Raw genomic sequence first — 13,795 nt, 5'->3', positions numbered from 1 at the left:
TTTAGATTTTCCCATATTGTTTTAATTTTTTAAATAAGGTTTTTCTTGTAATCCCAAGTCTCCTGGCCGCCTCACTCTTGTTGCCGCCGGCGGATTCAAGGGTGGAAAGAATGGCTTTTTGCTCTACCTGTGACAGCCTGATGTTTCCAAAGTCCGTTCCTGCATCAATGCCGTCTGCTTCTTTGATTGTGGCAAATGGCAGGTCTTCAAGACAGATAAAATCGGACCTGGCAAGCACAACCCCCCTTTCCACACTGTTCATCAACTCCCTGACATTGCCTTCCCACCCATACCTGATCATGGCATCCATGGCATCGGGTGAAAAACCTTTGATATCACGTTTGTTTTTCTTTGCAAACATTTCCAGAAAATGAAGGGCAAGGGTTGGAATATCTTCTTTTCTCTCTCTCAACGCAGGTATTTCAACAGTCACAACATTAAGCCGATAATATAAATCCTGTCTAAATTTTCCCTGTTCAGACCATTTTTTTAAGTCTTTATTGGTTGCCGCAATAATCCGAACATCCGTATTAATGTTTTGATCACTTCCCACGGGTGTAATTTCCTTCTCCTGGATCACCCTCAACAATTTTGCCTGCATGCCAAGACTCATCTCACCAATCTCATCCAGCAGAATACTGCCCTTGTCAGCCAGCAGAAACTTTCCTTTCCTTCTTCTGTCCGCACCGGTGAAGGCTCCTTTTTCATGACCGAACAGCTCTGATTCCAGAAGGGTTTCAGTGATAGCAGCGCAATTGATTCGCACAAAAGGCTGATCTTTTCTCAACGAATTAAAATGAATGGCAGATGAAACCAGCTCCTTGCCGGTTCCGGATTCCCCTGTAACCAGCACATTGGCATCCGTGGGGGCCACCATATGGATGGTATCCAGCAAAGAAAGTATGGCAGGGCTTTTGCCGATAATATCATGGTCAAAGGATCGCGCCTTTAACCGGGTTTTCAAATCCTGATTTTCGGTTTTCAAAAAAATACTTTCAAATATACGTTCAATGGTAAGTTTGAGCTTATCAAAATCCAGGGGTTTGGTCAGATAGTCATAAGCACCTATTTTCAAGGCCTTTATAGCGGTTTGAACCGATGAATAGGCAGTCATGATAATCACCGGCAGGGACGGATTATAAGCTTTTATATGCTGCAATGCTTCCATTCCCGACATTTTCACCATTTTCATGTCCATCAGAATCAAATCAAAAGGCTGTGCTTTTACCATTTCCACGCCAATTATCCCGTCATCTGCCAGAAGAACCTGATACCCCCAATCCGTCATCAAAGTTTTGAGCATCATGGCATGTGCCCTGTCATCGTCAACCACAAGTATTTTTTTCATTTATTTTTTATCCTCTGAATTTTATCCTCAGGCTGTTATATCCGGCTTTTTTTCTTTTATGAAACCGGCAAATTAATAATAAAACAGGTGCCGCGCCCTTTTGTACTTTCCACACGGATGCTGCCGTTAAGGTTTTCAATTATCCTGTGAACAATTGAAAGCCCAAGCCCCGTTCCTGTGGAGCGGGTTGTAAAATAAGGATCAAAAACCAGGTCAATGGCCTGTTCATCAATACCGCTGCCGTTATCCATAACCCTTATTTCAATGTGTCCTGGTATTTTTGCGGCATCCTGCACCCGGATTTCCAGTCGCCCCCGGTCCCCCAATGCCTGAATGGCATTGATATATAAATTTAACAGCACCTGATTCATACGGTCGCCATCCGTATAAATGAACGGTTGTTTTAAATCAATATCAACCTTGGTCTCTATTTTCTTTTGAATCAGGTCATGGTGAACAAGTTTGAGAGAATGATCAACCAGATCATGTAGATCCACCTGTTTTTTTTCAACCACCATGGGTTTTGCAAATTCAAGCAATTGAGTAATTGACCGGTTGATCCGTTCAACTTCCTTGACCATTATCAGGGCTGTCTCACTATCTGTGGCATTATCTTCATACCGCTTGCTGAAATAGGTGGCAAACCCTTTGATGGAACTCAAAGGATTTCGGATCTCATGGGCAACGCCTGCTGCAAGCTTTCCGATGGCTGCAAGCCGCTTGTTTGTTTCCACCTGTTTTTTCAACTCCCATATCTGGGTGAGATCCCTGAAAAGAAATAAAAATCCCATGACTTGATTTTCACTGTCCCTGATAGGAGATGCCGTGACATCCAGGCGAATATTACTGCCGCTAACACTTTTAAGAGTGATCTCCCGGTTGACCATCTCCTGGGAGCTGGTCATCTCATCAATCAATTCAATTAATTCAACCAATTGCGGAAACGGCGATGTTAAATCCCCGCCAAAGATTTTTTTTGCAGACCGGTTAACCGAGGTGATGTCATGATATAAATTCATGGTCACCAGTCCTGACGGCATGTTCTGGATCACAGTATCGGAAAACGCCTTTACGCTGGTCAAAGATGCCCTGGCAGAACGGTATGCCTGGAATGCGAACAATGCAACCATTCCGGCACATCCCAGCAGAAAAAAGAATGTCCCGCGCCATACCGTCTCCTTTAAAAGCCTGGTCCGTGCAAATTTTTCTCGTTCCATTGAAAGCCCTGCAAAAAGATAATGCTCCGCCATTTCCGTCAGTTCTTCACCCTGGCCCTGAAAATACGGCCGGCTCCAGTCCATTGTTTCTCTTTGCCTCTCCTGCCGGTCCTGAAAGCTCTCCTGCCGGTTTGGAAGGTTATCCTGCAGACGGATCGGCATGCCGTGCATCCGCATATGTCCGCGCTTGAATCGTGGACGGATCGGCACAAACCGCTTGAAAACTTCAAATACCTCATCCTTGTCTTTTTGCTGCCTGACCCTGTGATAGACCTTTGCAGTATCTTTGTTTATCTTAGCCGTATCCGGCATGGCATCAAAGATTTGCCCTACCATGGCAGCATCCGAGTGTGCCAGTATACGGCCGTCCTTTGATGTGATCATCATATAAACAACTTCAGGCTGAAACGAGGTTTCCAACAGCATTGCCTGGATTCTTTGTGCCCCCCACCGCATGGTGAACATCCCGGTTCTTGTTCCTGCCTCAAAGGTCCTGATCAAAGAGACTCCCTTTTCCAGCAGCCGTTGAAAAGAAAATTCCTTTTGCCGTTCAAGCCGGTCCAGGGTCATAAGTGTAAAGATAGGCAGCAGGATCAATAGCACACCTGCCATTAAAAGGGGTGATACAAAAAAAACCGCATGTTTTTTCATTTTTATTCAAAGTCTCCATTAATTTTCAGACACCCTGATTCCGGGTATTTTATATCCAACTGGATACTTTAGCATGGGTAAAAAGTATACACTACCCCAAATTCACTATCAATCTCTTATTTCACATTATTTCCAATATATTCTTAAAATTCAATGAATTAAGAAATATTATTTTTCGTGGCACACCATTTGCTTTAATCTATTTCAGAAAACGATCAAAAAGATCATTTGACAAACAAACCAATAACAACAGGAGATTATTATGAAAAAACTAACTCTTATCATCAGTTCTTTACTTATGGTTGCCATGGTGGCAGGAAGCGTATTTGCATGGGGACCGGCCAAAGGCCAAAGCATGGGCCAGGGTTTTAATCAAAACTGCCCCGGATATGGAGGACAGGCCATATGGAACGATCTGTCCAAAGAACAAAAAGATGAACTCAACACCCTTCGGCAAAAATTCATTGACGAGACCTATGCAATCAGGTCTGAAAAATTTCAAAAAAAGCAGGAAATGAGACTGCTTATGGAAACCTCCCAGCCTGACAGGGCAAAGCTGGACAGCTTTTCCCAGGATCTTGCAGACCTGCAAAAAAAGTTAAGAGATAAACGGATCGACTTTCAACTGGAAGCAAAAAAGATCGCTCCCGGACTGAATATGGGCCAGGGTTTTGGCCGGGGCCATGACGGATGGTCAGGCAAAGGCAAACACAGAGGATCACAGGGACAGGGCTGCGGAAGGTATAACAATTAAATGCTGATATGATTTGCGATCTTAACCGCCCGAAAGGATGACACCATCTTTCGGGCGGGTTTTTTATTCTTGTTCAAGGCATGTTTATTCCCGGTCAAGGCTTATCTGATTTTTCAGCACACCGATTTTTTCAATTTTTGTTTCCAGCACATCCCCAGGAGCAAGATAAACCGGCGGTTTTCTGGTAAATCCGACACCGCTGGGAGTTCCTGTAAGAATAAGGGTTCCCGGAACCAGGGTGGTTGACTCAGACAGATAAGAAATGATTTGGCCCACTGAAAAAATCATGTCGCTGGTATTGCTTTTCTGCATGGTATTACCGTTTAACACACATTCAATATCCAGTTGATCCGGGGCTTCAAGTTCATCTGCAGTCACAAGGCAAGGGCCAAGGGGACAAAAGGTGTCAAAGCTTTTCCCCTTTATCCATTGCCCGCCGCCGCCATGCTTCTGCCATCTTCTGGCGGATATATCATTGGCGCAGGTATATCCCAGGACATGATCCAGCGCCTTTTCCGGCGAGACATTTCTGGTGTTTTTCTTGATGACCACGGCAAGCTCGGCCTCATAATCCACTTCCGGGACTTTTACGCAGGAGGCCGGAATCCTGACATCCTCCAGATGGCCTGCTGCAGAACTGATATTTTTCATAAAAACCACCGGATATTTCGGCAATGCCATGCCGGTCTCTTTTGCATGGAGCTTATAATTCAAGCCAATGCAGAAAATAACAGCCGGAGAAACCGGCGGTAAAAATGTTTTAACCGGTTTTTGTTTTTCCGTAATGAAAAAATCAGAATAAATATCCCCCTCAATCACGGATGCTTTGCCGTTATCAAAGTCACACCCTGTATAAATTTTATTGTCATCACTTTCAAACCTTAGTATTTGCATGTTTATTTTCCCCTGATAATTCTATATACAATTAAAAACAAAATAGTTTTGATTCCAAATAGTTATAAGTTCCTTCATATAACTGCCACGGGCAGACCTGGTATTTCATTCCGGTTTGCCCACAATAAAACATGAAAGTCGCTGTTTGGATTTTTGAAGACTTTCATATAAAAATAAACCTGTGAGCGGAAATTTTAAAAAACTATTGACCGGTCTTTCCTTAACCGGAACGTCAGATTTTCTAATATTACAAATATTTGATATGCCTATATCTGAATTGTTGCAATATAATTTTTAATACTGTCCTGGACATCAACAGGAACAGTATCAAACTGAACACCGTAGGATACGGACAGACCTTTCTTTTGGACATTTCTGACGATTCCGGCAATCATGATATCCCGGCTTGTTCCAGGCAAGCGAATGGATATTTTCAAAGCGTCTGACTTTTTTGCAATATGATTTTTCTCGCTGGGCTTATATGTGACGGTAATACGACAGCCTGTCATATTAATATCCCGGATAACCACATTCTTGGGCGTACCTTTAAAAACGATACCGGCTGCAAGACTGCAACCGGCCCTGTCTTCCGAACGAAGTTTTCGCTCAATAACCCTGGCAGGGTATTCTAAAATAACAACACGGATCGGTTTGGAAAGAGTCTCAATAATATTACTGGCAAAAACATATATCATACCATTTGACAGATATTTAACAATCAGCTGATTACCGGGAAAAAGTTTAGGCTTGATAGTGGAAAAAGGAGACGGTTGTTTGAGTATGAAATATTCCCCTTTTTCCATACCCACAAAGCTGCTGGTAATGGGAAGTGCAATGTCTTCAATCTTAATGCTAAGTTTGGTTCCAATATCAATATCACAAATCAGGTCCCTGCCGATGTTTATTCTTTTTTCCATAATAGAATCAATCTTTTTTAAAAATAAAAGTATTATAACTTTGAAAAAATAACCATGATTTTCATCTTCTCATTAGAGAAAAATAGTTTATCCACCCAACTAAAATCAGGTATCACATTTTATTGTATTACACCAGAATTGATTACCTGTATTATAAAAACCACAATAATTTTGTTCAATAAGCAATCCCTTGAGGTTTGCTATTTCAAATCAGCAAAAAAATACACCTTATCAATTTTATTGCCATTAATTTTAAATCCGAATATTTGCATATTTCTTTTCTCCTGATAATCTTATATACAATTTAAAATGAAAAACACTGTTTTAAATTATAGTAAAGTCTTAAAAAGACCAAATATGGCCGTGGCTATCATTTTAAAACCATTGCTCCAAAAGAGTAAAACCCTTTAACCCATGAGCAAGGATTTAGAAAAGTTATTTACCGGCCTTTCCGGCGAAAAGGCAGATCTGATTATCCTGATTTTGACTTCTCAAAATATTAAGGCACATGCAGAAGGTTTACACAAAGCCTTTGATATCCTGGTAAGCTCCAAAGACCGACAAAAAGCCCTGGCAACGATTGAGGCATATTATAAAGAAAATAAATATAACAGGCTCAAACAGCAATTGCAGCAAATTCCAATCTCTTCCTTTAAATCAATTCCTGCTTTTTTTATCATGGGGCTTCTCTGCCTGATTCATGTGAGCTGCCTTGAATATCACATCCACGAGGATATGATATTCAAATATGGAGTATCAGCTCTTTTCATCCTCCAGGGAGAGACCTACAGAGCTGTTACAGCCCTGCTGCTGCATTCGGATGCCCGTCATCTGCTGGGAAATATGGCAGGCCTGCTCATTTTCGGGGCACCTGTCATAAGTCTTTCAGGATTTGGCGCAGGACCTTTTATGCTGTTGTTTACCGGAACCGCCGGTAATCTTATCAATGCCCATTTTCATAAAACCGCCCATCTTTCCATTGGCGCATCCACATCCGTCATGGGAGCAGCCGGGCTTCTTGTGGCCTTCCGGATAACGCAAACAGGAAAACCCTTTCGCTGGAACACGCTTTTGCCCATGATTGCCGGTGCCGTTCTGGTCGGCATGTTCAGCCAGGGAGAGCGAACAGATGTGTGGGCACATGTTTTTGGTTTCCTTTGCGGAGTGTTGTCCGGCATCTTTTTTTTTCCTTTGAACAGAACGATCAATTTTCCTCAAAAAAATACCATGGCACTGTTCATCTCCCTGCTTATAATTGCAGCAGCGCTTTTATCTGCAACGCAGATGTAGGACACCCGGACTTGAGGCAACAGTTTATTTTATTCTGTGATCCATGGGCAGTTTCAGACAAAAAATCCATTCAAATGTGTCCCTGAAAACAAAACAACAACGGCCTCAAAAAAAAATTTGAGACCGTTGTATCTAAAACTTAACGCAAGCGAATTTAGATGAATTCAGGATCAATAATACTGATCATGGCATGGCCGCCCTGAACATTTATTGTATTGGTAAATCCGTTGTGGACAAACAGGGTCTGGCATTCATAAGAGCGGGCCCCTGTACCGCACACAAGACATACAGGATCTGTTCTTGATACTTCATTAAATCTTTCCCGCAGTTCAGACTGGGGAATATTCATCCAGCGGTCCCGGTATTTTTCAACAAACGGTTCCGCCTCTTTAGGCTCCCTGACATCCAGTACCTTGATTTCATCATTTTTAAACGCTTCCACAAAATCAATAACATCTATGGGCTTGTTCAGATTTTCCAGGATATTGTCCAGCGCATTGCCCGCGTTGTTGATAATGTCCATGGCAGATGCAAACGGCGGTGCATACCCTGTTTCAAGCACACACACATCATCCACATTCAGACCGAGCTGTAATAAAGGCGCAATCGCATCAACACGGGCCTTGATGGCATCGTCCTGTCCGCCCACAGCCTCAATTCCTAAAATTTTTCTAGTTTTACTGTCCGCAATCAGTTTGATGAACATAAGCTGGGCAGAAGGATAAAAATGAGCCCGGTCAGGCTGTGATACAATGGCATGAACCGGATCAAAACCGTTTGCCTTTGCCTGATCAGATGTCAACCCTGCTGTGGCAACCCCCATGTCAAACACCTTGATGCAAAAAGTCCCAACGGTTCCGTTGAACTGACTTGCCCTGCCATGAATATTGTTGGCAATGATCCTGCCCTGCCTGTTGGCAAGAGATCCCAGAGGCATGGTCATATTTTCGCCGCTCACAAGATTTCTAAGCTCGACACAATCCCCCCCGGCATAAATGTCGGGATCAGTTGTCTTCATACACCTGTCCACAAGCAGGGCACCGGAAAGGCCCACGGCCAGGCCCGAATCTGCGGCAAACTTCGTATTTGGCCTGACACCCGCAGACAGCACAACCATATCACATTCCATGGTGCCGTTGCCGGTTTCAACCGAGGTGACCTGTGAGTCGGCATCACCATTGATGCATTCCACCTTTTCAGACAGCATTACTTTGACACCATGTTTTTCAAGCTGATTTTCCACAACTTTTGACATATTTTTTCCCAGGGCCGTAGGCAGAACCTGATCTGCCATTTCTATGATGGTGGTTTCAACCCCCCACAGATCGGTAAGCGCTTCAGCCATTTCAATACCAATGGCACCTGCACCGATGACCACGGCTTTTCCCACATGGCCCTTTGAAATTTTATCCTTGATGTCCTTGGCATTATGAAGATTTGACACCGTGAAGACCATGGGAAGGTCTGCCCCGGGGATTGGTGGTCTGAAGGGTGTTGCACCTGTGGCAATCACGAGTTTGTCATATTCCAGGGATTCTTTTCTCCCGTCTGACAGATGTTGAATATCCAGTTTTTTTTCTTTTCTGTTGATACCCATGGCTTCAACCCCGGGCATAATTTTAACGCCTTTACAGGTTCTGAAAAATTCAGGGTCTCTTACAACATGAGATGAAGTTGAACAAAGCCCTTCTATATCAGCAATATCCCCACCCACATAATAAGGGATGCCGCAGCCCCCGTAAGAAATAAGGTTATCCCGGTCTACAACCGTGATCTGGATTTCAGGATCAAGTCTTCTCAGTCTGCAGGCTACTTTGGGCCCCAAAGCAACCGCTCCGACAATAATAACGCGTTTCACCATTCTACTCCCTTTTGTCACTTTGATTAAAACCATGTTTTTACAAAACAAGTGACCTTTTTATTGTTATTCCATATTTATTATAATCAAAGATTTCAAATTTGAAATCTCCATAAAATAACACATCCGATTTAAAAACAATAATCGTTTGACATCATACCTGTTCTTTTTATATTTTGAAAATGTCATCTTAAAGCACATGATCTCTTTTAAAAAACAAATTTTTAAAACCTCTGGATCGGTAAGGAAAATTCATATGAAAAAAACAACCCCGAGTATCCTGATTATAGGAGGGGGCGTTGCAGGAATATCTGCGGCGCAAACCCTTTCCCATCAGGATATTATCGTACACCTGGTGGAAAAAGACGACACCCTTGGCGGGCATGCCGCCCTGTGGGCATGCATGGCAACCGGCAGCTGTGAAAACTGCGGGGCATGCCTGAGTATTGAAATGGCAGATCAGATCCTGAAACAGAAAAATGTGACTTGTCACCTTGATGCCATGGTTGAAACCCTGATCAAAAAAGACCAAGGGTATGAGGTGGGCCTTAACAACAAAGAGACCTTTTTTGTTGAAAAAATAATACTGGCCACAGGATTTTCACCTTTTGATCCTGTTCAGATCAAGTCCCTTCACCATGATGCATATGAAAACGTAATTACCACGGCCCGGCTAAATACCCTTTTGAAAGAAGAAACCCTTTCAGAATACTTGAACGGAAAAGCTGACCCAAAAATCGCCTTTATCCAGTGCGTTGGGTCCAGGAACCGTGAGCAGGGAAAAGATTATTGTTCCCAGGTCTGCTGTAAAATCTCCATGCGCCATGCCAACAAACTGGTTCATCTTTACCCTGAGGCCGATATCACCCTCTTCCACATGGATCTTCAGATCATTGGCAAAGAGGTAAGACCCCTTTTTAGCACCCTTTCTAAAAATATTGAGCTGATCCAGGGCGTTCCTGCCGAAATACTTGAAGATGCGGAAACCAAGATGCTGACCATCATGACGGAAGCCAAAGAGAACCAAACTAAAAACAATCAAACCCCAAAAAATCAAACCAGGATTGCCAGAGCCTTTGATCTTATTGTTCTGTCCGTTGGCATGCAGCCGTCCCAGAACCTTGAGAACACAGCAAAGCTGCTGGGCATAAGCCCCAATTCATGGGGTTTTTTCAATACAGACCAGGCAATGCTGTCAGCTGATGTAAGTGTTGCAGGGTGTGCCAAGGGCCCCAAAGACATACTTGCCTCTCAACAGGATGGCAGAATGGCAGCAGCCAGGATCATTGACGAACTCGGGTTGACACACGACAAAAAACCGGGCATTGCGGTTTTCGGACAAGGTTCACAGGCCGACCAGACCGCAATGGCCATCGCTGCAAAAGGATATAGCACCTATCTTTTCGGACCGGGAACAAATCTTTGCGATGATACCCAGGTAACAATCTTGAACAACAGCAAACTTATTTCCATATCCGGCACTGCCGGAAACTTTTCCATCTTTTATGAATCTCCTTTTGATGAATCTATTGGGAGTAAAAAAACAACATTGACCTGCGCCGCCATCATTGCGGCCCATGAGCCCATACAGTCACAAAAGCCGCTTTCAGGCCTGACCAACAAGCCCGCAAGCCTTGATGCACTCTCCCAAATGATTGAGAAAACACCTGATGATTGCCCGGACAACATTGCCGTCCTGCTGGATTATCACGGCCCTGAATTCAAATCATCTGCAAGGCTCGCCCTTAATACTGCCATCAAAGCACGATCGCTGAGAAAAAACATCTCTGTCATCATGAACAAAATGCTGGTACACGGAGAATCCGGCCAGCGCCTCTACGACACGGCCAGACAGCAAGGTGTTGATTTCCTCAGATTTGAAACCAGTGATGACATTGATATCCGGGATTCAGGCAACGGCTTTTTAATCAAACTCAAAGAGGCCACCTTGCCTTTCATTGAGCTGAACCTCAATTGTGACTGCCTTGTATTGCCCCCGGTCGTCCTTCCCGGCACAGAATTTAAAGATGCTGCAGCCCTTCTACGGCAGCCCCTTGACAAACAAGGCTTTCTGCAATCTGCCAACACCCGCCACAGGTTGACCAGGTCTTCCAGAAAAGGCATCTTTTTTGCCGGAAGCGGTCATGACGAGACAGACCAGGAGGATTTAAACAATGAAATAAAAGATATTTTATCTGAACTTTCTTCCCAGGCACCTTATTGGACTAAATTGGATCAGGCCAAATTGGATTCACCTCAAATAGATACCGGGGTTGAAATCAATCAGAAAAAATGTGCCCAGTGTCTTACCTGTATACGGATCTGCCCTCATGGCGCCATTGTCATGAATGAAAAAAACCGGCCCCAGATTGTACCAAACTCATGTTTTTCATGTCATCTTTGTGTGTCCAACTGCCCGGCATATGCCATTGAGTCAAAAGAACTGAGCAATGACCTGATTGCCCAAAAAATTGAAACAAACAAAATTGTCATCCTGGCCTGCGAACGGTCGGCTGCCCTTGCTGCAAACAATCTTTGCCTGCCGGATAATATCACATTGATTAAAATTCCCTGTGTCTGCAGAATCAGCAGCGACATCATTTTAAAAGCTCTTTTAAACGGTGCTGCACAAGTGATTGTCAGCGGGTGCCACGAAGAAAACTGCCGTTCTTTTGCTGGCAGCCGTGTTGCCGAGACCAGCGTGAAAAACATATCGCGTCTTCCGGGAGTTGCGGCATCCAAAATAATGTGGGAACCTGTTGCAGCCAATGAAACTGCAAAATTCAAACGCATTATTGCAAAGGCATCAGAATAACTGGCATGCGCAGACCTGGTCTTTCATCTTGGTTTGCCACAACAAAGATTGAAAGTCTATGTGTGGATTTTTAAAGACTTTTTTATAAAAAGGAAAAACATATGGATCATGCAACGATAAATAAAGATTCTGTTCTGTATACCCTGCTCAAACAATTGTCTCCGGGTCACAATAGTCTTGAATGCCTCACCTGCGGGGCATGTACCTCCAGGTGTACCTGGTTTGAAGGGGAAGGCGGCCCCCTGCCCCGCCAGATCATCCGCATGGCCGCCCTTGGGCTTGACGAGCAGCTTGTAAACAGCCATATGCTCTGGGACTGCCTGATCTGCAACCGCTGCACCCAGGTTTGCCCCATGGGGATCTGCATGGACAAAATTGTAGCAAAAGCCAGAAGCCTTGCCATTGCAGATGAGAAAATCCCTGAAGATCTTAAACAAGGAATTAAAAACCGAATGGAAGTGGGCGATGTCAACGGTCTGAGCAAAGAAGAATTTGTAGAAACCGTTGAATGGGTCAGCGAAGAATTTGCTGATGAAATAAATGATCCTAAAGCTCAAATCCCCCATGATCAAAAAGGTGCAAAGCTTCTCTACCTTCCCAACCCAAGAGAACTGGGCGTCAACCTGCTTCAATTGACGGCCATGGCAAAACTTTTTTATGCCATAAAAGAACCATGGACCATGTCTGCCCGCCATTCAGACGTCACCAACTGGGGATATTTTGTGGGCAAGGATGACATCACAAAAAAAATGGCACTGATGGTGGTTGAACCGGCTGAAGAACTCGGCATTGAAACCCTTGTGCTTGGAGAATGCGGCCATGGTTACCATGTATTAAAATACCTCCTTGAAGACATTATCGGAAGAAAACCAAAATTTGAAGTTGTCAGCATGCCCGAACTGGTTGTGCAGTATGCCCGAAAAGGAATTCTTAAATTTGACCCCGGCGTACATCCCTATAAAATCGCATACCATGATCCCTGCAATATTTCCAGAAAATCAGGAGGATATGACGCCCCGAGACAATTGCTTTCCATGGTCTGCCAGGGAGTTGTGGAACTTACCCCCAACAGGGAAGACGCAATCTGCTGCGGAGGAGGAGGAGGCATGTTGCAGGACGGTAACAGCACAAAAAAAAGAATGATCACAGGAAAACCAAAAGCCGACCAGATAAAGGCAGCCAGTCTGCCTCATCTTGCCACGGCATGTCTGTCATGCTACCGGCAGATAGAAGAATTGTCCGCTCATTATAATCTGGGCATAAAAATCCATACAGTGGCTTATCTGGCATCTGAGTCTCTGATAATGTAAGCTACTCAAATTTCGGACTTAAGCTTAGCAGACGCTCACTTACTTGGTTTAAAGAGTCAAACAAGTTGATGCGAATTAAGCTGATGCTATATTATGTGTTACAAATAATTTTCAAACAGACTTTCAAAAAACATGATCATCGCGTATATTACTGACGTAATAACGGCCATGGCAGTTCACTCTGCCACAACAAATAAAGAGGAATCAAATGGATCTTACCGACATCACTTCCATAGAAAAATGGGAAGCCTTTGAAAAAGAATTACACAAGCGCTCCGGAATGAATTCGTGTGTGTATGACAAAAACGGAAACCGCATAACATCCTATGCAAACTGGGCGAATGAAGTCTGCCCGACCGTCAAGTCTTATCCTGAGGGTATTGCCGCCATATGTGCAATTGCAAATCAATATTTTACATCAGAAACCCAAAAAACAAAAGAACCTGTTGTGGATGAATGTGATGCAGGGTTTGTTAAATTTGCCGTCCCGATTTTTTATAAACAGGAATTTTTGGGTACTGTGGGCGGCTGCGGTCATCTTCTCCCGGATTGTGAAGTTGAAACTTTCTTTATTGAAAAAGCAATTGACAAAGATGATCTGAAATTGGAATCAAAAGTCGATAATGTTAAAAAAACGTCTGAACAAGAGATAAAAACATTCATTGATTTTGTTCAATCATACCTGGAAGACATCATGCCGAAATAACCAGGCACAAGGATAGTAACAGGGTTAATTTTGGC

Annotated in this window: 10 protein-coding genes; 5 read left to right on the top strand and 5 right to left on the bottom strand. The window is 43.7% G+C overall.

What is annotated here, in order from left to right:
* Position 1: 1 nt before the first annotated feature.
* Complete coding sequence (locus tag TOL2_RS04875) at positions 2-1,348, bottom strand: sigma-54-dependent transcriptional regulator (RefSeq protein WP_014956414.1); 1,347 nt, start codon at positions 1,346-1,348, stop codon at positions 2-4.
* Between the two features lie 56 nt (positions 1,349-1,404).
* Entirely contained in the window at positions 1,405-3,216 is a 1,812-nt protein-coding gene (locus TOL2_RS04870) for a PAS domain-containing sensor histidine kinase (RefSeq protein WP_014956413.1), read from the bottom strand.
* 262 nt (positions 3,217-3,478) lie between these two features.
* On the opposite strand from TOL2_RS04870, the gene TOL2_RS04865 reads away from it, so the two are divergent.
* Positions 3,479-3,970, top strand: a complete 492-nt coding sequence (locus tag TOL2_RS04865; RefSeq protein ID WP_014956412.1) for a Spy/CpxP family protein refolding chaperone — start codon at positions 3,479-3,481, stop codon at positions 3,968-3,970.
* Between the two features lie 84 nt (positions 3,971-4,054).
* On the opposite strand, the gene TOL2_RS04860 is transcribed toward TOL2_RS04865, so the two are convergent.
* Both TOL2_RS04860 and TOL2_RS04855 read right to left on the bottom strand, forming a co-directional pair.
* Positions 4,055-4,864: a fumarylacetoacetate hydrolase family protein gene (locus TOL2_RS04860; protein WP_014956411.1), complete on the bottom strand. Its 810-nt coding sequence runs from the start codon at positions 4,862-4,864 to the stop codon at positions 4,055-4,057.
* Between the two features lie 266 nt (positions 4,865-5,130).
* A complete protein-coding gene (locus tag TOL2_RS04855) occupies positions 5,131-5,781 on the bottom strand; it encodes a flagellar brake domain-containing protein (protein ID WP_014956410.1) in 651 nt (216 codons plus the stop codon).
* 414 nt (positions 5,782-6,195) lie between these two features.
* On the opposite strand from TOL2_RS04855, the gene TOL2_RS23435 reads away from it, so the two are divergent.
* Complete coding sequence (locus tag TOL2_RS23435; protein WP_014956409.1) at positions 6,196-7,071, top strand: rhomboid family intramembrane serine protease; 876 nt, start codon at positions 6,196-6,198, stop codon at positions 7,069-7,071.
* A gap of 154 nt (positions 7,072-7,225) precedes the next feature.
* Here TOL2_RS23435 and TOL2_RS04845 read toward each other — a convergent pair whose 3' ends face one another.
* Complete coding sequence (locus TOL2_RS04845) at positions 7,226-8,932, bottom strand: FAD-dependent oxidoreductase (RefSeq protein ID WP_014956408.1); 1,707 nt, start codon at positions 8,930-8,932, stop codon at positions 7,226-7,228.
* 253 nt (positions 8,933-9,185) lie between these two features.
* On the opposite strand from TOL2_RS04845, the gene TOL2_RS04840 reads away from it, so the two are divergent.
* The 3 genes from TOL2_RS04840 to TOL2_RS04830 all read left to right on the top strand — a co-directional run bounded on the left by TOL2_RS04840 (position 9,186) and on the right by TOL2_RS04830 (position 13,760).
* Positions 9,186-11,744 carry a hydrogenase iron-sulfur subunit gene (locus TOL2_RS04840; RefSeq protein WP_014956407.1) on the top strand — a complete coding sequence of 853 codons (2,559 nt, stop codon included), beginning with the start codon at positions 9,186-9,188 and terminating at the stop codon, positions 11,742-11,744.
* 101 nt (positions 11,745-11,845) lie between these two features.
* Positions 11,846-13,054, top strand: coding sequence for a (Fe-S)-binding protein (locus TOL2_RS04835; protein ID WP_014956406.1), 1,209 nt, complete (start codon positions 11,846-11,848; stop codon positions 13,052-13,054).
* A 208-nt stretch (positions 13,055-13,262) separates the two neighbouring features.
* A complete protein-coding gene (locus TOL2_RS04830) occupies positions 13,263-13,760 on the top strand; it encodes a PocR ligand-binding domain-containing protein (RefSeq protein WP_014956405.1) in 498 nt (165 codons plus the stop codon).
* Positions 13,761-13,795 lie beyond the last annotated feature (35 nt).

This window comes from Desulfobacula toluolica Tol2 (assembly GCF_000307105.1).
Lineage (GTDB): Bacteria > Desulfobacterota > Desulfobacteria > Desulfobacterales > Desulfobacteraceae > Desulfobacula > Desulfobacula toluolica.
Note: the sequence above shows the minus strand (reverse complement) of the source record. Positions and strands in the feature narration are given on the sequence as shown.